The organism is Bradyrhizobium sp. 35, assembly GCF_023073215.1.
GTDB lineage: Bacteria > Pseudomonadota > Alphaproteobacteria > Rhizobiales > Xanthobacteraceae > Bradyrhizobium > Bradyrhizobium canariense_D.
Window position 1 is genome coordinate 1 of sequence record NZ_JADPJC010000044.1, and the last position, 17,315, is coordinate 17,315.

Genomic DNA, 17,315 nt, shown 5'->3' on the forward strand with positions numbered 1-17,315 from the left:
CGTTGTTCGGCTCCTGTTCGAACTTCACCAGCTGATTGTCCACGGTGTCCAGGCTCTCGCTGGTTTCCGTCAAAAACTCCCGCAACAGATCATCCATGAGCTACGCCTTACAGACCTGGATCTGGACCTCGACGCCCGAGCCGCGCTGGCATGAACGGAAGCCCCCACCTTGGATCGTTAGACATCCCCTTTCACGGTCCCGTTAATTTCATCCTCCGTGCTAATACGGATATTGAAGACAAGTTTGCCGTTCGACTGCATGGGACAGCGTTTTTCGGCAAGACCGGCCCCACGCCGCAGCGGCGAGACGCGTTAGGTGAACGTGCCGATAACAGCGAGACCCGGCGCGCGGGAAAGCCCTGCTTGTGAAGGAGATATGCGCGGTCTTCGCGCAAATTGTATCGAGCTGCCTGCAGCCCGGGCCGGTCTCGCCACGTCGCCTGGTGCTTTGCCGGGATATGCATCACCCGCATTTGCGGTAAACGAACCGTTACCCGCGTCCGCTGCGGCCGGTGCCGCGCTAACCCAGGCGCGCGGCCGGGGCAAGCTCGCCCTGGGGACGGTGCTCCGCCAGGCAATCGTTGATGGCGGCGAGCAGCGCGTGCGGCGTGAACGGCTTGCGCAGACAGCGCGCCGCACCGAGCTCCAGCGCCATCCGGAGGAAATCCGGGGCCGGCGAATTCAGATTGCGAACGCGTAGCCGGACATCGCTATCAGCGGAACGGCCGGCGCGCGCTCGTGAAAGATTCTGACCGATTCGAACCCGCGCATGTGCGGCATGAAGATATCGATGATCATCAGATCGAACTGTTCGTGTTCGAGCGCACGAAGTCCGGCTTCCCCTCCTTCGGCGATCGTCACCCGAAAATTGTCGCGCTGGAGATAGACCTCGATGGCCATGCAGACCATCGGGTCGTCATCGACGACGAGAATATCGCGCAGATCTTCTGTCCCCGTTTGAGCTTCCCGATTTGGCGATTCAATAATTGAACCGTGGCGCACGCCATGCTCCTTTGCTCGAGAAATGGACTGTTGAGAGCGTCCTTCGCGGAGCCGGAAAGACGATTGACGCGGAATCTGCGGCCACGCGGCGCCAAGGCAACTCCATGACGACGACGCGGCGCGGATGACCTTGAAACGCGCCGGATCAACCATGACCGCGAACAAGCTCCAAACCGATTCTCCAGCCGCACCATCTGGATCTGCTGGTTCCCAGCTCGGTAGGAATTGGGTCAGGGAATCTGTCTTGGCGAGGCCGACGTGCAGCGGCACTGACTGCGATCGGACGTCTTGTCCCAATTGCCAATATATCCCGACGGGAACATGATGGAACGTGGCCGAACGACAAGCAGTTTCCCGTGCTGGTCCGGGAGACGGGAGGCTACTTTGGAAACAATGGTACGTTCCTCCAACGGTTTCCTGTCCGCGCTGTCGGCGGACGATTATGAATTGATCCGCCCCCACCTGCGGACGGGCGATCTGCCGCACGACGCGGTGCTGGTCGCGACCGGCGAAACGCTCAAGCGCGCCTACTTTCCCCATCGCGGCGTCATCTCGCTGGTGGTGGAGCTCGCCAGGGGCGAGCACGTGCAAGTCGCCATGATCGGCCGCGACAGCCTGCTCGGAACGCTCTCGATCATGGGCGATGCCTGCGCGCTGAACACGGCCATCGTGCTGGTTCCAGGCTCCGCCTCGATGATGGACCTCGACCGGCTGCGCGTCGCGGCCGACCAGAGCTGCACCCTGCGGACGCTGCTCACGCGTCACGGACTGGCGGTCTACGCGCAGGTGCAGCAGACCGCGGGCTGCAACGCCGCTCATCCGGTGGAGTCACGGCTGTCGCGCTGCCTGCTCCACACCCATGACCTCTCCGGCGACTACCGGCTGCTGCTGACCCAGGAGGCGATGGCGCAGATGATCGGCGCTCGGCGCAACAGCGTGTCGCTGGTCGCCAACACCTTGCAGCAGGCGAATTTCATTAACTACAGCCGCGGACACATCCAGATCCTCAACCTGGACGGCCTGCGCCAGACGGCGTGCGAATGCTACGCCACCGTGAAGGCGCAGTATGACCGGCTGCTCGGCCCGCGCTGACTGGCGCTGCGGCGTGGTAAACCGGCCGCTAATTCCGGCCCGCAAACACGGAATGTCCTGCTACCGGAACTGAAATCCAGATGCCGTAGACACGGATGTGCCGCGCGCGCCTGTACGGGCCGGCGGCAAACCGTGATCAAGGCAGGCCAAACCATGTTCGAAGTCACCGTCGCGCCTGCGCAAACAGTGCTTGATGCCGAACCCGCGCGCGAGCCGGGCGCGTACCAGGCGCTGGTGCGCGAGATCGGCGAGGATGGTGCTTGCGAAGTGCGCGACGTGTTCTGGAGCGAAACCTGCGCGCGTCTGCAATCGTTCCGCACGCTCTCGCTCGCGCAGCACCACGGCAGGATCGCCCGCGAAGCGCATTCGCTGAAGGGCGCGGCCGGAACGTTCGGCTATGTCAGGCTCGCGGTGCTGGCGCTGCGGCTGGAGAAGACCGCGGAGAGGCTCGGCGACGCCGGATTTTGCGACCTCCTGGACCTGATGGACGCCGCCTACGCTGCCGCGCGCGCGCAGGAGCCGGAGGGCTGACGCGCTCGCTCGAAACGCTCCAACCACTCACGCGTGCATGCCCGCCGTACTTCTACGGCTTGGGATTTTCACAGATGGCTAATCATAGGCAGCGATAGTCGCCGGAAACCAGGAGGGTTTCCATGTTCACCTACGAGACCGCGGACCAGAAAGAAGTTCGCCGCTTCCGCATCGCACAGTTCAACGGCCGGATGGCGACGGTGGCCGCTGGCGAGGCGACGGTGACCGGCTTCGTACGTGCGGTGCTGGAGCAGGAATCGAGCATGCCGCCCCGCTGGACCATCACGATCATTCCCAACGTGCCGAAGGACGAGCTCAAGCCGCTGCGGCCCTCGTCGCGCGCGCGTCCCTTCGCCGAAGATTATTTCTGAGCACGGTCGGAGCCGCGGGTCTTTTTCGAGAAATGCCTCACGCTTGGCCCTCGCCCGCTGCCGGGCGGCCCGACGCAAGGCCCTTCAGTCGATCGAATGCAGCAGCGCCGCACGGACGAGGTCCGCCGTGTTGCGCGCACCGAGCTTCCGCATCGCCTCGGCGCGATGGCTCTCGAAGGTGCGCGGGCTGATCTGCATCCGAAGCGCACCCTGCTTGTTCGAATAACCCTCGCTGATCAGCCTCAGCACCTCGCGCTCGCGCTTGGTCAGCCGCTTCTGGCCTGACAGGCCGAGGATTTCGGCGCTCGGCACGCGCTGCAGCTGTGGCGCGCGCGCGAACTTCGATTCGGCGCCCTCGGCCCTGGACGCGATCGGCAGGCCACCCGTGTGAGAACCGGCAAGCTGTTTGACGAGGCCACAAACCCGCTCGGTCTGCACTAGCGCATTCTCCACGACCCGCTGCAAATAGGCACGGTCGCCCGTCACCGGCGCGAGCTGATCGCTGTGATGCTTGATCTCGCCCATGTAGAGCAGGAGCGCCGTGAGGGGACCGTTGAGCTCGCGGGCGATGGCGGCTGCCATTTCGTCGGCCGCCTTGGCACGGGCGGCGTTCAGACGGACGGCATCGAGCTCTTCAGTTGGAGCGGCGTTGCTTTCGTACCATTCCGACGGCCGCGAATCAGTGGCCGTATCATTCTGTGACCCCATGTCACTCGTTTAGCGGAACCCAACGCGGTCTGTAGTTAACTTTTTGCTCCGTAAGACTACGGTGAATTTGGCAGTTTTGTGCTGAAACCCCGGCACAGGCACACTTTATGCTTGAGTGGCAACGTCCCTCAACATTCTTAGGTTGCTGAACCTGCCCAATTGATAGACGGGTCGCTCGACGCCTTCTTAACGATCAGATCCGCGCCGATTACCTGCGGCCTTGGATTTTACGGATATATTAACGGCGGCTTGCTTCTCTATGTCGCAATTGAGAGCGCGCAAATGCCTCCATGCATGGGGTCGGTAGGCCTGCTGGAAACGTTGCGGAAGATTGCGTGCCATGAACGAGATCGACCAGCTATCGAACTTCCTGCAGAAGCTGACGCCGCTGTCGCGCAGCTGCCTGCTCAGCGAGCTCGAACGGCTTGAGCTGTGCGGCATCGACATGCCGGGCTCGTCCGACCTGCAGTCCCGGTTGCGCGCCGAATTTCGCAAGGACGGATCGAACCAGGCGCGCGCCACCAGTCCCTCGCGCCATTTCTTTGCGCCGCTCGAGCTGCTTCTGATCGACGGCGCGCCCGAGCATGCCAACATGGGGCGGATCTCGCGCAACACCCTCACCCCGATCTGGGAGTGGATCTGCCGCGACCTGCTGCCGACCATGGCACGCGACTACATCAAGGCGATCAACGACCAGGTCGCCGCCAACAACCAGAAGGAAGTGCTGAAGATCGCATCGACCTTCCAGACCAAGGTCGTCAAGGTTCTCGAAAGCACCCTCGCATCAGCGGAGAGCACCGAGTTCGCGCGCGGCAAGCTCGCGCAATACACGGCATCGCACACCGCCTTCGAGGACGTGAAGAAGATCCAACATGTGCTGCGCGCCGGCGCCGCGCTGCCGAAGTTCAACGACAGGCTGCCCGAGAAGATCGCGAAGTTCGACGACGGCACGGTTGATCAGATCACCGCCCGATTGGACGCCTTCAAGAAGGCCCATCCCGAGGCGCTGCCGTTCGCGCTGACGCTGGTGGCGAGGCGGCTGAAGACGTTCTGGCAATTGGTGCGTCTTGCCACCAAGGCCGCAGCGAGCAAGGGCGCCGCCGATGTCGCCGCCGCGCCCTATGCCTGCGTCGTTCACATGGTGCTCGACCAGCTCGACGACAGGCGCCTCGCCTTGCGCATCGCGCTCCGGCACAACCGGGTGCTGATTGCGCGCGACCTGCTCGCCGAGATCTACGAGACCGAATATGCGCTCAAGGTGCGGATCGACGGCATCGAGCATTGCGAATGGGGCATTCGGCTCCAGCAATTGATGGACGCGATCGCGGCGCTGGTGTCCGCCGAGGTGAGCCGCTTCCCCTCCAATGTCGGCCACATTCTCGGTTCGCGCCGGCTGCGCAGCCACGACACGCTCGGTGGCAAGCTGTCCTATCTGGCCTGGAAGGGACGCGATGCGATTGAGGACGGCGCGGCCGCGTTGCGCAAGCTGATCGGCCAAACCTGATCCCGCGCTAATGCGCGCGCGGCAGGCACAGGAAACGATCGAGAAATCGCCCTGACAGCACGAACCTGAACCACCAATACATTATTCGCCGCGACGTCATTGCTGCGATCCTCGACAGCCCACCACCGGCTGCCCAGAGCAATAGCGCACGTGCAGCAATCCGCTTGTGATGTGCTTCACATTGGCGCCAGCGCGCACCGACGCATTGTCGCAGAACCGTCACGAGCGAACCGGGAAAAATGCGCGCGTCGCGCGCAATTGAGGCGCTCCATTATTCAATTGGGCGAGGCGCGCGTGGCTTGGTCCAATTGCAGGACAGCGCGCGTACATGCAGCCGCACTGCACGTCGCGAGATCTCCAGTGATTGTCGCAACCCTGCGCCCGGCGCGCGGGTAGACGTAAAAACTTCCCGACCGAGATCCAGATAATTTTAGACGTGATGGGCGCTTTAACGTTACTCAGATAATTCGACAATCGACTGAAGCCTTCCATATTTGAAACTGCTCACGTCGCTAACACACCGGCACGGAACGGGAGTGCTTGCGATGAACGACGAAATTGTAGAACTCGCCGAACGAAGGCCGAAAACCTTCGGACGGCGAAAGGTGAAGCCGCGCGCCTGCGTGGCCGACGGCAAGCGCCATCTTCGCGCGTTTCTCGCGGAAGTGCTGGAGGATCTCGGCTTCGTCACCACCGAATGCGCCAGTGCCGAGGAGCTGCAGAGCGTGCTGACAAGCGAATTGCCCGACCTGATCCTGCTCGGCATCGCCGCCGACGGCATCGAGCCCGGCAAATTTTTGGAGACGCTGGTGCGCGAGGCCTTCGACGGCAGGGTTCTGACTGTGGGCGCCCGCGAGTCGATCATCGTCAGGGCCGTGCAGCAGGTCGGCGAGGAATACGGCCTCAAGATGCTGCCGCCGCTGACGACGCCGTTTGCCGCGGAGACGCTGCGCGACCGTGTCGCGATGCTGTTGCCCGAGGAGCCGGCGCCGAGCCCCGCCGTGCACGTCGGCGAGGCCCTGCACGCCGGCTGGCTCGAGCTCTGGTACCAACCCAAGATCGACGCGCGCACGCTGATTCGCAATAGCGCCGAGGCGCTGGTGCGGATGCGGCATCCGACCTGGGGCGTGGTGCCGCCCGCCTATTTCATCCCCGAAGAGCACGACCCGAATATGCGCGACCTCTCCGAATTCGTGATCGAGCGCGCCATGCAGGACTGGCACTATCTACTGGAGCAGCAGAGCCCGGTCGATCTCGCGATCAATTTGCCGGCGTCCTATCTGAAGGAGCCGCAAGCCGTGCGTGATCTCTGCCGGCGCATGCCGACGCATCCGGCGTTCGGCGGGCTGACGATCGAAATCGACAGCGAGGAGGCGATCCGCGATCTCGATCTCCTGGCCGAGGTCGCCCGCGAACTGCGTCTGCACAATATCGGCCTGTCGGTCGACAATCTCGGCGCCAACTGGCCGTCGCTGATGGACCTTGGAAAAATTCCCTTCATCAAGCTGAAGGCCGACCGGCACTTCGTCACCGGCAGCGGCACTGATCGCCTCAAGCGCACGGTGTGCCGCCACATCGTCGAGCTTTCGCATGGCTATGGCGTGCGCGCCATCGCCGAGGGCGTCGAGAGCCGCGCCGACCTCGTCGCCGCCAACGAGCTCGGCTTCGACCTCGTGCAGGGTTTTCTGTTCGGCAAGCCGATGCCGCTGAAGAAGTTTGCGCGGAGCACGCTGACGCGGACGGTGATGGGGTGAGTCCTTGCGCGAGCGGCGGATTACGCTGTTGCCGCGCACCCCTCAGCCGTCGAGTGCACGGAGCTCGTTTCACCCATTGGGCTGCGTGCCTCGACCTGTTCGACGTGAAGCGCGAAGCTGGTCGCGCCGGAATGCTCGAGTCCTGCGCGGAGCCGCATGCTCGGAATCAGGTAATCGCCGCCATTCTGGCGCCGGTAGGGAATCGGGGATGTCGTCGCAAGCGTTCGCATCCTCTCGCGCAAACGTTCGGCAGTCGCTTGGAAACCCGCTTCGTCCAGTTTGTCGGCCTTGTAGACGACGAACGGCGGAAGCACGTCATAGCCGGGATAATAGAGGATGCCGTGATTGATCGGGAACAGCAGGTCGTCGATCGGCCCGTTGATCCCGCGCGCCGAATAATGCTCCTGCCAGCCGCCGGCGGTCACGATCAGCATCGCGCGTTTGCCCGCCAGCCTGCCTTCGCCGTAACGGTCGCCCCACCGCTTGTCGCTGTGCTCGCCGACGCCATAGGCGAAACCGTAGGCGAACACGCGGTCGACCCAGCCCTTGAGGATGGCCGGCATGCTGAACCACCATAGCGGGAATTGCAGGATCAGGACGTCCGCCCACAGCAGCTTCTCGATCTCGGCCTTGACGTCCGCGGTGAGTGTACCCGACTCGAACGCCTGCTTGGAGGCGGCGGCCGGCGCCAGCCGCCCGTCCGGCGGCAGCAGCGGAAAATCGGCGCGGCCGACCTCGGATGTCCATCCCTGCGCGTAAAGGTCTGACACCCGCACCTCGTGTCCCTCAGCCTCGAGTTCTCTGACGGCAACGTCGCGGAGCGAGCCATTGAGGGAGCGCGGCTCGGGGTGAGCGAAGAGGATCAACACTTTCATGATCAGCACCTTGGTTGACGATTGCGAGCAGCAGGTAGCGCCTCCGACTGCAATCCGGTAGTTGTCGCCGATGGATAGGATCATGCCGAAATATGGATAAATCGGACGTGACGCTCGAACGCATGCGCAGCTTCGTGCGGGTCGCCGAGCGCGGAAGCCTGTCCGCGGTCGCGCGCGAGCTTGGTCTCGGCCAATCGACAGTGACGCGGCACCTTCGGGAACTGGAGCAGGCCGTCGGCGTGCCGCTGCTCACGCGGACCACGCGCAGCGTGACGATGACCGAGGAGGGGCGCCGCTATTACGCCGACTGCGTGCAGATCCTGCGCCTGGTCGAACTCGCCGGCGACGAGGCGCGCAGCACGCGCGGCGCGCCTGCCGGAACGGTGCGCGTCTCCTGCACCGCCGCCTTCGGCGTGCTCCACGTCAGCCGTCTGGTTTTCGCGTTCCAGGACCGCTATCCGGACGTGGCGGTGGATCTCAGCCTGACCGACGAGCGGATCGACCTCGTGCGGGAAGGTGTCGATATCGCTTTGCGTCTGGGGCCGCTCCCCGACAGCTCGATGAAGCTCAGGCTGCTTGGTCAGTCGCGGCGGGTGCTTGTGGCCGCACCGGACTATCTGGCGTCGCGCGGCAGGCCCGCGCGCCCGCAAGACCTCGCCAGCCACGAGGGTGTCAGGATGTCGAACATCGCCGGCAGCGACGTGCTCGTGCTGCACGGGCGCCGCGGCGGCCGTCATGTGGTCCCCTTCGCAGGGCGGCTGCGGGTGGATCACGGGCTTGCCGCACGCGAGGCGCTCGCGGCCGGTCGTGGCATTGCGCCGGCGCATCTTTGGCTCGTCGACGACCTGCTTGCCTCCGGCCAACTCGAGCGCGTGCTTGAAGACTACGCGCCGCCGTCCGTTCCGCTCAACATGCTGATCGTGCCGGAGCGGTCCGGCATCGCGCGGGTACGGCTGCTGGTCGATTTTCTTGCCGAGGGAATCGCACAGCTGCCGGGGATTGAAAAGCCGCAACCGGGCAAGAGGTAAGGCCGCATCAATTCGGCCTCAGGCAAACCGCCGTGCGAAGAAGACGCAGGCGACCACCAGCGCGGTCGCGACGATCATGCTCCAGGCCACAGGTTCGTGCAGGAGCAGGCCTGCAAGCGCAAGGCCGAAGAACGGCTGGAGCTGCTGCAACTGGCCGACGCGGGCGATGCCGCCGATCGCAAGCCCGCGGTACCAGAAGATGAAACCGACGAACATGCTGAAGACCGAGACGTAGGCGAGCCCGATCCAGGCGGGCACACCGACGCCGCTCCATGTCGACGGCCAGGTTAGAATCGCGACCGGCACCATCAGCGGCAGCGACAGCAGCAGCGCCCAGGAGATCACCTGCAAGCCGCCGAGCCGGCGCGACAGCGCGGCGCCTTCGGCATAGCCGAGCCCGCACAGCACGATCGCCGCGACCATCAGGAGATCGCCGGTGAGCGATGCGGTGCCGTCGTTGGACAGCGCAAAGCCGGCGACAGTGGCGCTGCCCAGAATTGCAAAGAGCCAGAACATCGGCTGCGGCCGCTCGCCGCCGCGCAGCACGCCGAAGATCGCGGTCGACAGCGGCAAGAGCCCGATGAAGACGATCGAATGCGCCGAGGTGATGTGCTGGAGCGCAAGCGCCGTCAGCAAGGGAAAGCCGACCACGACGCCGATGGCGACGATCGCGAGCGAGACGAGATCCTTGCGCTGCGGCCGCGCCTGACGGAGCAGGCCGAGCACGGCCACACCGATCAGCGCCGCGATGACAGCGCGCGCCGAGGTCAGGAACAGCGCGGAAAACCCGCCGACCGCCACGCGGGTCGCCGGCAGCGATGCGCTGAAGATGATGACGCCAAGAAGCCCGTTGCCCAAGCCGCTGCCGGAAGAGTGCATGCCCATCTCGCCTTGTCGGTGGTGATCCGAACTGGCGAGGCCAGCCGGTGTCGCGACGATTACCTGTAAGCCTCCCAAGGCCCAACAACAAAAAGCGCGAAAACAACCCCATGCACAGTAGCCGGAGCTGCAAGATCAATGACTTACGCCGGGGCGGAATCGTGTTTCTAGACCGCGATCGTGATGCGGCGGGCGCTGAAGGCGAGCCGGGGATGATTGCCGACGAGCAGCAGGGCTGCGTGGGACACTTAATTCGCCTTGATGCCCGCTTCACTGATCAGCTTGCCCCATTTCGAGCTTTCGCTTTGGATGAAGCGGCTGAACTCCTCCGGCGAGGTCGGTGCAGGCTCTGCGCCAAGCGTCCGGATCTTCTCGACCACCGATGGATCCTTCAGGGCCTTTCCGAAGGCTTCGTTCAACCGGCCGACGATATCGGCTGGCGTGCCGGCCGGAGCAACCAGCCCGAACCAGCCAACGGATTCGAAACCCGCAATACCGCTCTCGGCGAGTGTCGGCACATCAGGCAAGGACGACAGACGCTGCGCAGACGACACACCGATGGCGTTGAGCTTACCTTCGAGGATCAGTTGCCTCGATGCGGGGATATCCAGTACCGCGAAGGGGACATGGCCTGCGAGAACATCGACCGTCGCCGGCGCGGTCCCGTGATAGGGGACCAGCTCCATGGCGATCCCGGTCTTCTGCGTGAACAGTGCCGCGGTCAAGTGCATGGCGGTCGAATTGCCGCCATGCCCGATCGACAACGCGCCCGGCTTGGCCTTGGCGAGCGCGATCGATTCCGCGACCGTATGCGCCGGCACGTTCGCTGACGCAACCAGCACGAAGGGAATTTTCGCGAGCAGGGTGATCGGCGCAAGATCCTTCGGATCGAACGGCATCGACGAATTGAGATGCGGATTGACCGTCAGGCTGCCTGCCGGCGCAATGCCGAGCGTATAGCCGTCAGGCTTGCCCTGCGCGACCGCGGCCATGCCGATGTTGCCTCCAGCACCCGCGCGGTTCTCGATCACGAGACCCTGTTTGAGCTCGGCAGTGACCAGCGGTTCGAGCGCGCGGATGACGGTATCGGCGCTGCCGCCGGGCGGAAAGGTCACGATGATCTTGATCAATTGCTCGGGATAGACCGCTCGGACCGCCTCCAGCGGCAGCACGGCGAAACTCGCGGCCGTCAGCACGGCCAAAATGCGGCGGCTTGCAACGTGAAACACGTTTCCCTCCTGGTGCGAGTCTTTTTTTGTTTTGTGAACCACGACTTTGTAAATCACCTGCCGGCGGACTTCGCCGCGAGACCGTCCGCTTCAAATCGCCTTACGCCGAAGCGCCGGTGATGCGCGTCAGCAAGCCTTGTGGGTCCGCTGGCGCGGCCTGCCCGCGCCAGGCGATGTGCTGATCGGGCCGCGCCAGCACCAGCTTCTCGGCATACGCGCCGTTCGCTTCGTCCGGCGCAATGTCGAGCAGCGCGAGCGGAATGCCGCGCTGCTCTGCGGCAGACTTCAATGGCGCTACATCGATCGCCGGATCGAACCGCAGCAAAGTGTAGCCGACGCCGAAGGCATCGTAGAGCGATCGCCCGTCCCGCAGAAACAGGTGCGGCGCGCGAGCGCCCGGCACGGTGGAGGGGGTGAAGCTGCCCATCGCGTAAGCGGGCGGCGTCTCGCCGTCATAGGCGATGATCGGCGAGGCATCGTAATAGTAGCCGAAGTTCAATCCGGCACAGCAATATTGCTGCACGTTGAGATCGTAGGCCGCCCTGGCCAGCGCTGCGCGCGCGGCGTGGCCGCGCGGCGTGTCGTCCTCGATCTCCGCGGAGACTCCACCACGCTGCGCCATCATCTTCATCGCATGGTCCATGGCAAAGCGCGACACCTGTTCGGTGATGGGCTGACGCTCCGCCTCGTAGGCATCCAGGATCGAAGCCGGCGCCCACCCGTTCAGATGCGCCGCCACCTGCCAGCACAGGTCGACGGCGTCCGCAATCCCCGCATTCATGCCGTAGCCCGCATACGGCATCCACAGATGCGCGGCGTCGCCGCAGATGAAGACTCTGCGGTCGCGGAAGCGATCGGCGACAAGCCGGCGGCCGACCCAGTCCTCCTTGCTGAGGACGCGGTATTCGAAGCGCTCGTCGACGCCGAGAATGGCGCGGATCGCCCAGTCCCGATCGACCGAATCAAATTCGGGCTCGTCTGGCTTCAGGTGATTATGGATCAGCCAGCGGTCCTGACCGTCGATCGCCACCGTCGTGCCTGAGCGTCGCGGGTTGAGCGAGAGCACCATCCAGGCCGGCTTGTGCGCGCCCATCAGCTCCTTGAGCTGCGGCGCTTCGATGAAGGTCGATTGCACGCGCTGGATCACCGGCGTGCCGGACAGGTTGGCGCCGATCGTTCTGCGAGCCAGGGAACGGCTGCCATCGCAACCGATCACAAAGGAAGCCTCGATGCGGAGCGAGCTTCCGCTGTCGAGGTCGCGCGCCAATGCGACCACATGGTCGTCATTCTGCTCGATGTCCGTGATTTCCGTGCGCGCCAGAATGGTGATGCGCGACTGAGCGGCGGCATGGCTGAACAGGATCGGCTCGAGATAGACTTGGTTGATCCGGTGCGGCGGCTCCGGCGTCGGCCACCAGGTGTCGGGGCCGCCGGTGGCGCTGTAGCGGCGTGCGCGCGAGGGAATGTCGATGCGGCACAGCTCGATGCCGGTCGCCGTGGTCCGGTAGGAGCAGTCGTTCGGGAAATCTGCGGGCAGGCCTGCGTCGCGCAGCTTTGCGGCGACGCCGAGCCGGCGGAAGATCTCCATCGAACGCGCCGAGACGTGATTGCATTTGACGCTGGGCGGATCGCCGGCATGGCGGATCTCCGCGACCACGACGTCGATCCCACGGGAAGCCAGATCCATCGCCGCGGTCAATCCGACGGGCCCGGCGCCCACCACCAGCACCTGTGTCCTCATGTTCGTTTCCAATCCCTTGGCGATCGCCGCTTCACCGACCACGGCATGCATTTTATTGCATGCTCGCTTATGTGATAAGCCGGAAAGAACTCATCAATTCATGAGCTTTGCCTATGAACGTCACCTTACGGCAATTGCAGGCCTTCACCGGCGTGTACCGTACGCGCAGCATCACGCGGGCTGCGCGCGAGCTGGGGATCACGCAATCGGCGGCGAGCCTGTTGATCCAACAGCTCGAAGCGCAGCTCGGCGTCAAACTGTTCGATCGCTCCACTCGTTCGGTGCAGCCGACGCGGGCCGCTGACGAGGCAGTTCATGCCGCCGAACGGATGCTGGGCGATGCGCTGGGCCTGTCGCGGCGCATGCGTGACCTCGCGCAGGCGCGCGCCGGCCGAGTCGCGTTTCTCGCCTCAGCCGGTACCGCATCGGCACTGCTGCCCTCGGTGCTGGCAAAATTCCGGGCAGGCTATCCCGACATCGAAATCGACATGCGCGACGTCGCCGCCGACGATCTCGTTCCACGTCTGATCGCGACGGATGCGGAGTTCGCGATCGGCAGCGTCGAGGGAGAATTCGCGGAGCTGACGATCGAGACGCTGACCCGCGGCCGCCTGAGCGCCATCGGCCGGCGCACCCCCGACTTCGCGGCACGGCGCTCACTGACATGGGACGAATTGGATCAGATGCCGACGATCGCGATGCGGCGCGAGACGCGGATACGCATGCAGATCGATCAGGCGCTGGGGAGCCAGGGCAAGCACCTCAACCCGACCTATGAAGTGACGCTGATCAACACCGCGCTCGCCATGACGGCGCAGGGCCTCGGCCTTGCTATCCTTCCTGCGACGATGCTGCCGGCCGATCAATTTCCAACTCTGATCGCAAAGCCGCTGATACGCCCTGCCATCACCCGCCCGGTGTCGCTGCTGCAGCGCCAGGGTCGGACGCTGTCGCCGGCCGCGCAGGCGTTCGTGGCGACGGCGCGGACGGTGCTGGCGGAGCGAGAGCCGGCAAGATCAGACTGATCTGCCGAGCTTTCTGGAAAGCCGTTTTATTGTGGCGGATGATGTTGGCGGAGAGGGAGGGATTCGAACCCCCGATAGGCTTGCACCTATGCCGCATTTCGAGTGCGGTGCATTCGACCACTCTGCCACCTCTCCTGAAGGCGCCAAGTAAGGAGCATGGCCCCTGTGGTTCGGGCGTTAATAGGCGAGGATGGCGGGCCAGACAAGGCTTGCGAGGGCGAAAATCGGGCCGGTTTTCCGGCTGGACCCACGATGTCACGGTGATGATCGGGGGCGATCGCGGATTTCGGCGGCGGTTTGCGCGGGAATGGGCCTGAGCCGTTCGCCACTGACCCGGCGCGAGCCCGATGCGGCACGTCGGTGCCGAATCACTGGTACCCGCAAAAGGCGGGGTGGGACCGCCAGACGCGGTAAACACTGGCGGTCCCGGTGCCGCTCATTGAAATACTGGCTGGGAAGGGCGGCTTCGCCGGCCAGGTGAGGCGACGGTTTCGACCGTAGCGTGCGGGCGGTGCACCGCAACGCAATCCGGTCCTTAACCTAACCAGTCAAGGTTACTCCTTGTCGGACTTGGCCTTTTTCTTCCCGTTCTCCGTAGAATCGCGGTCTTTGTCTTTGTCCTTGCCGTTGTCCTTGCGGCGGTTGGTGAAGCGGGCATTGCCGAGGCCGGTGCCGATGGTGAGCACGCCCCAGCGATCGACGTCCTGCATGAACGGCACCTCGGAGAGGCCCTGAACCACGCCGTCATTGTGCATCAGGATCGCGGTGTCGTGCTCGCCGATCTGCGGAATGCCCTCGAGCAGGCTCGCCGGCAGGTTGAACTTGCTGCTCTCCCAATTGCCCGGCAGGTTCTGTGCGCCTTTCTCGATGGAGCCGTCCGCGTTGATCACGCCGGGACAGGCGATGCCGATGAACGGCGCCAGCTTGTAGCCTTCCTTCTCGGCCTCGGTGATCAGCCCCTTCAGCATCTTCGTCAGCCGCTTCACCGCGCCTTCGCGCGTCGGCTCGTCGTCGGCATGACGCCACAGCTCGGACTTCACGACCTTGGCTTTCGACAGGTCTTTTGCCTTTTTCCAGCTGGTCTCAACCAGGCCGCAGCGGATGTTGGTGCCGCCGATATCGACGGCGAGGATGCTGTCATGGGCCTCGAAGATCCACGACGGCGCCAAATGCAGCGCGCCGATCAGGCCGGCCTCGTCGGGATGATGGCGGATCGGCAGCATGTCGATCTTGAAGCCCTCGGCGATGAGGATAATCTCGGTGCGCGCGATCGCGAGCTCGCCGAGCCGGGAATCGCGAAAACCGCCGCCGACCACGATGCGCTCGGTCTTGGCCCAGGCCTTGGACTTGAGGAAGCGGCGGGTGACGTAAGCGAGCTCCTGGGCGAAGTCCTCGATGGCGCTATGCACCACCGCCCAGGCCTCGGTGTCGTCGCCGACCAGGATGGCGTCCAGCGTCTTCTTGCTGATCTCGTCCGACGGCTCCTTGCCGAACGGGTCCTCGCCGGACTTGCGCAGCGGCTTGCGCCAGCGCTCGAGGATCTCGCGGAACGCGCCCTTGCTGGCGCGGTCGCCGATGAAGCCATCCTCGTCCTTCATCTCGATGTTGAAGCTGTCGATATCCACCGACGGCAGCCGCTCCGCGCCGTGATGAGCGATGCCCGTCGTCGTCTTGACCAGCTCGTCTGTTGCCATGGTAAGCCCCTTGCCCGTGTGACTGAATTCGCCGGGACAACGGCGGGGGAACCTGTTGGTTGCGGCGCGGTCCGAAATTCGCCTGCGGGCCGGATCGGGCCCAAATGCTTCAAATCCGGCCGTTTTCGCCGGCTTTTCCTTGACTCCGGGGGATCAGCGGCTATAAATCCCGCAACCGGCGCGGGGCGTTTCTCGCGCCGCTTGTTTTTACGTGGGTTTTCAAAGGGATAACTCCCGCCCGCACAAAACTCGCATAAACCCATAACGACTGACAAAAAGCCGGCCCCGACAATATGTCGCGAGGCCGGGAATGAACACGAAGGAAAACAACGATGTTCGCAGTCATCAAAACCGGCGGCCGGCAGTACCGCGTCGTTCCGGATGATGTCCTGGAAGTAGGCAAGATCGAAGGCGAAGTCGGCTCGATCGTGCAGCTCAATGAAGTTCTCCTGGTCGGCGGCGACACGCCGATCCTGGGTCTGCCCACGGTCGCCGGCGCGTCCGTTGCGGTCGAGGTGCTCGACCACAAGCGCGGTCCCAAGGTCATCGCTTTCAAGAAGCGCCGCCGCAAGAATTCGCGCCGCAAGCGCGGCTATCGCGACGAGATCACCGTGCTGCGCATCTCGGAGATCCTGACGGACGGCGCCAAGCCCACCAAGGGGCCGCGTCCGAAGCGGGAGAAGGTCGCCAAGCCAGAGACCACGACCGAAGAGGCCGCCGCATAATTTGATCACGCGCCGTCACGAAGTGATGCGTGAGAAATTGTGAAATGATTCCGTCAAGGAATTGATCTAGAAATACGTAGAATTTCGGAGACGAGCCATGGCTCACAAAAAAGCAGGCGGTTCATCGCGCAACGGTCGCGATTCCAAGGGCAAGCGCCTCGGTATCAAGGCGTTCGGCGGGGAAGTTGTGATTCCCGGCAACATCATTGCGCGTCAGCGCGGCACCACCTGGCATCCCGGCCTTAATGTCGGCATGGGCACGGACCACACCTTGTTCGCCAAGATCGAGGGCCGCGTAACGTTCCAGGCCAAAGCCAACGGCCGCACCTTCATCTCGGTGCTCCCGCTCGCAGAGGCGGCTGAATAGACGGTGGATCAAATTTGGAGTCCGCCGGGTCCCAGACCGAACCGGCGGAGTCCTTGAGATCACAGATCGAAGGCTCCAGGGGAGGCGGGAAACCGGCCTCCCCTTTCGTTTGCGTGCTCACTTTTCACTTTAGTGACTTCGACGGAGCCGGACATGTTGCAGGATTTTTCGAGCGTGACCTTGCGGGAGGCGAGACCCAGCGTCGTCGCCACCGAGCGGCTGACCTTGCGGCGGCCGACCCTCGCCGATGTCAGGACCATCGCCCTCCTCGCCAACGACCGTCGCGTCGCCGAAAACACAAGGCGCCTCCCGCATCCCTATTCGCAGGACGACGCCATCGCCTTCATCCGCGCCAGCGCCCTGCCCGGCAGCGAGACGGTGTTCCTGATCGAGCATGACAGCGGCCCCATCGGCATGGTCGGCATCGACCGCTCGACGCCCGACAACGCCGAGCTCGGCTATTGGCTCGGCGTCGAGCATTGGGGCCGGGGCTTTGCCACCGAGGCCGCACGCGGCGCGATCGACTTCTTCTTCGAGGAGTTCGAGGACGATCATCTCTATGCAGGCGCGCGCGTCACCAACCCGGCCTCGCGCAACGTGCTGGAGAAGTGCGGCTTCCAGTGGAGCGGCGTCCAGCTGCATCGCTTCCTGGCGCTGGGCTCGTCCACGCCCGTCGACTGCTTCCGTCTCTCGCGCGGCGTGTGGGCGTCGCTGAAGAGCTGGAGCAGCGCGCGAAGGGTGAGGTAGGGCGGAGGCGGCTCAAACTGTCGTCCTGGTGAAAGCCAGGACG

Annotated in this window: 16 protein-coding genes, 1 tRNA gene and 1 pseudogene; 10 read left to right on the top strand and 8 right to left on the bottom strand. The window is 64.1% G+C overall.

The window, feature by feature from the left end:
• Nucleotides 1-520: 520 nt before the first annotated feature.
• Nucleotides 521-942: pseudogene (locus IVB36_RS07400) on the bottom strand (response regulator).
• Between the two features lie 453 nt (nucleotides 943-1,395).
• On the opposite strand from IVB36_RS07400, the gene IVB36_RS07405 reads away from it, so the two are divergent.
• From IVB36_RS07405 to IVB36_RS07415, 3 genes are all read left to right on the top strand, one after another.
• A complete protein-coding gene (locus tag IVB36_RS07405) occupies nucleotides 1,396-2,094 on the top strand; it encodes a Crp/Fnr family transcriptional regulator (RefSeq protein ID WP_018459877.1) in 699 nt (232 codons plus the stop codon).
• A 153-nt stretch (nucleotides 2,095-2,247) separates the two neighbouring features.
• Nucleotides 2,248-2,625 carry an Hpt domain-containing protein gene (locus IVB36_RS07410; RefSeq protein WP_018459876.1) on the top strand — a complete coding sequence of 126 codons (378 nt, stop codon included), beginning with the start codon at nucleotides 2,248-2,250 and terminating at the stop codon, nucleotides 2,623-2,625.
• 122 nt (nucleotides 2,626-2,747) lie between these two features.
• Nucleotides 2,748-2,996 (top strand): hypothetical protein, encoded by a 249-nt coding sequence (locus tag IVB36_RS07415; RefSeq protein WP_247391052.1) that lies wholly within the window; start codon nucleotides 2,748-2,750, stop codon nucleotides 2,994-2,996.
• 84 nt (nucleotides 2,997-3,080) lie between these two features.
• Here IVB36_RS07415 and IVB36_RS07420 read toward each other — a convergent pair whose 3' ends face one another.
• Nucleotides 3,081-3,704, bottom strand: a complete 624-nt coding sequence (locus tag IVB36_RS07420) for a helix-turn-helix transcriptional regulator (protein WP_018459874.1) — start codon at nucleotides 3,702-3,704, stop codon at nucleotides 3,081-3,083.
• Between the two features lie 340 nt (nucleotides 3,705-4,044).
• Here IVB36_RS07420 and IVB36_RS07425 point away from each other — a divergent pair, with 340 nt between their 5' ends.
• Both IVB36_RS07425 and IVB36_RS07430 read left to right on the top strand, forming a co-directional pair.
• A complete protein-coding gene (locus tag IVB36_RS07425) occupies nucleotides 4,045-5,208 on the top strand; it encodes a hypothetical protein (RefSeq protein WP_018459873.1) in 1,164 nt (387 codons plus the stop codon).
• 545 nt (nucleotides 5,209-5,753) lie between these two features.
• Nucleotides 5,754-6,962 carry an EAL domain-containing response regulator gene (locus IVB36_RS07430; protein WP_026233896.1) on the top strand — a complete coding sequence of 403 codons (1,209 nt, stop codon included), beginning with the start codon at nucleotides 5,754-5,756 and terminating at the stop codon, nucleotides 6,960-6,962.
• A 20-nt stretch (nucleotides 6,963-6,982) separates the two neighbouring features.
• On the opposite strand, the gene IVB36_RS07435 is transcribed toward IVB36_RS07430, so the two are convergent.
• Nucleotides 6,983-7,837, bottom strand: a complete 855-nt coding sequence (locus tag IVB36_RS07435) for an NAD(P)H-dependent oxidoreductase (protein ID WP_039801040.1) — start codon at nucleotides 7,835-7,837, stop codon at nucleotides 6,983-6,985.
• Nucleotides 7,838-7,929: 92 nt separating this feature from the next.
• On the opposite strand from IVB36_RS07435, the gene IVB36_RS07440 reads away from it, so the two are divergent.
• Nucleotides 7,930-8,865, top strand: coding sequence for a LysR family transcriptional regulator (locus tag IVB36_RS07440; protein WP_018459869.1), 936 nt, complete (start codon nucleotides 7,930-7,932; stop codon nucleotides 8,863-8,865).
• Between the two features lie 18 nt (nucleotides 8,866-8,883).
• Here the strand turns inward: IVB36_RS07440 and IVB36_RS07445 are convergent, their stop codons facing one another.
• The 3 genes from IVB36_RS07445 to IVB36_RS07455 all read right to left on the bottom strand — a co-directional run bounded on the left by IVB36_RS07445 (nucleotide 8,884) and on the right by IVB36_RS07455 (nucleotide 12,714).
• The gene (locus tag IVB36_RS07445; RefSeq protein WP_247391055.1) at nucleotides 8,884-9,744 is read right to left on the bottom strand and encodes a DMT family transporter; all 861 of its coding nucleotides are present in this window, start codon (nucleotides 9,742-9,744) and stop codon (nucleotides 8,884-8,886) included.
• Nucleotides 9,745-9,992: 248 nt separating this feature from the next.
• Entirely contained in the window at nucleotides 9,993-10,973 is a 981-nt protein-coding gene (locus IVB36_RS07450) for a tripartite tricarboxylate transporter substrate binding protein (protein WP_247391057.1), read from the bottom strand.
• A 100-nt stretch (nucleotides 10,974-11,073) separates the two neighbouring features.
• On the bottom strand, nucleotides 11,074-12,714 hold the full coding sequence (locus IVB36_RS07455) for an FAD-dependent oxidoreductase (RefSeq protein ID WP_247391059.1): 1,641 nt from the start codon (nucleotides 12,712-12,714) through the stop codon (nucleotides 11,074-11,076).
• Between the two features lie 113 nt (nucleotides 12,715-12,827).
• Here IVB36_RS07455 and IVB36_RS07460 point away from each other — a divergent pair, with 113 nt between their 5' ends.
• Nucleotides 12,828-13,739: a LysR family transcriptional regulator gene (locus IVB36_RS07460; protein WP_018459865.1), complete on the top strand. Its 912-nt coding sequence runs from the start codon at nucleotides 12,828-12,830 to the stop codon at nucleotides 13,737-13,739.
• A 45-nt stretch (nucleotides 13,740-13,784) separates the two neighbouring features.
• On the opposite strand, the gene IVB36_RS07465 is transcribed toward IVB36_RS07460, so the two are convergent.
• Both IVB36_RS07465 and IVB36_RS07470 read right to left on the bottom strand, forming a co-directional pair.
• A tRNA-Ser gene (locus IVB36_RS07465) sits at nucleotides 13,785-13,874 on the bottom strand.
• Between the two features lie 419 nt (nucleotides 13,875-14,293).
• Nucleotides 14,294-15,433, bottom strand: coding sequence for an ROK family protein (locus IVB36_RS07470; protein ID WP_018459864.1), 1,140 nt, complete (start codon nucleotides 15,431-15,433; stop codon nucleotides 14,294-14,296).
• A 332-nt stretch (nucleotides 15,434-15,765) separates the two neighbouring features.
• Here IVB36_RS07470 and rplU point away from each other — a divergent pair, with 332 nt between their 5' ends.
• The 3 genes from rplU (at nucleotide 15,766) to IVB36_RS07485 (ending at nucleotide 17,272) form a co-directional block, all read left to right on the top strand.
• On the top strand, nucleotides 15,766-16,158 hold the full coding sequence (rplU, locus tag IVB36_RS07475; protein ID WP_007604396.1) for a 50S ribosomal protein L21: 393 nt from the start codon (nucleotides 15,766-15,768) through the stop codon (nucleotides 16,156-16,158).
• Between the two features lie 97 nt (nucleotides 16,159-16,255).
• On the top strand, nucleotides 16,256-16,525 hold the full coding sequence (gene rpmA, locus IVB36_RS07480; RefSeq protein WP_018459863.1) for a 50S ribosomal protein L27: 270 nt from the start codon (nucleotides 16,256-16,258) through the stop codon (nucleotides 16,523-16,525).
• A 153-nt stretch (nucleotides 16,526-16,678) separates the two neighbouring features.
• Complete coding sequence (locus IVB36_RS07485; RefSeq protein ID WP_018459862.1) at nucleotides 16,679-17,272, top strand: GNAT family N-acetyltransferase; 594 nt, start codon at nucleotides 16,679-16,681, stop codon at nucleotides 17,270-17,272.
• Nucleotides 17,273-17,315 lie beyond the last annotated feature (43 nt).

What these genes read in the sequence shown, in the direction of transcription:
- IVB36_RS07405 (WP_018459877.1), top strand. Translation starts at nt 1,396, where the DNA reads ATGGTACGTTCCTCCAACGGTTTCCTGTCCGCGCTGTCGGCGGACGAT.
- IVB36_RS07410 (WP_018459876.1), top strand. Translation starts at nt 2,248, where the DNA reads ATGTTCGAAGTCACCGTCGCGCCTGCGCAAACAGTGCTTGATGCCGAA.
- IVB36_RS07415 (WP_247391052.1), top strand. Translation starts at nt 2,748, where the DNA reads ATGTTCACCTACGAGACCGCGGACCAGAAAGAAGTTCGCCGCTTCCGC.
- IVB36_RS07420 (WP_018459874.1), bottom strand. Translation starts at nt 3,704, where the DNA reads ATGGGGTCACAGAATGATACGGCCACTGATTCGCGGCCGTCGGAATGG.
- IVB36_RS07425 (WP_018459873.1), top strand. Translation starts at nt 4,045, where the DNA reads ATGAACGAGATCGACCAGCTATCGAACTTCCTGCAGAAGCTGACGCCG.
- IVB36_RS07430 (WP_026233896.1), top strand. Translation starts at nt 5,754, where the DNA reads ATGAACGACGAAATTGTAGAACTCGCCGAACGAAGGCCGAAAACCTTC.
- IVB36_RS07435 (WP_039801040.1), bottom strand. Translation starts at nt 7,837, where the DNA reads ATGAAAGTGTTGATCCTCTTCGCTCACCCCGAGCCGCGCTCCCTCAAT.
- IVB36_RS07440 (WP_018459869.1), top strand. Translation starts at nt 7,930, where the DNA reads ATGGATAAATCGGACGTGACGCTCGAACGCATGCGCAGCTTCGTGCGG.
- IVB36_RS07445 (WP_247391055.1), bottom strand. Translation starts at nt 9,744, where the DNA reads ATGCACTCTTCCGGCAGCGGCTTGGGCAACGGGCTTCTTGGCGTCATC.
- IVB36_RS07455 (WP_247391059.1), bottom strand. Translation starts at nt 12,714, where the DNA reads ATGAGGACACAGGTGCTGGTGGTGGGCGCCGGGCCCGTCGGATTGACC.
- IVB36_RS07460 (WP_018459865.1), top strand. Translation starts at nt 12,828, where the DNA reads ATGAACGTCACCTTACGGCAATTGCAGGCCTTCACCGGCGTGTACCGT.
- IVB36_RS07470 (WP_018459864.1), bottom strand. Translation starts at nt 15,433, where the DNA reads ATGGCAACAGACGAGCTGGTCAAGACGACGACGGGCATCGCTCATCAC.
- rplU (WP_007604396.1), top strand. Translation starts at nt 15,766, where the DNA reads ATGTTCGCAGTCATCAAAACCGGCGGCCGGCAGTACCGCGTCGTTCCG.
- rpmA (WP_018459863.1), top strand. Translation starts at nt 16,256, where the DNA reads ATGGCTCACAAAAAAGCAGGCGGTTCATCGCGCAACGGTCGCGATTCC.
- IVB36_RS07485 (WP_018459862.1), top strand. Translation starts at nt 16,679, where the DNA reads ATGTTGCAGGATTTTTCGAGCGTGACCTTGCGGGAGGCGAGACCCAGC.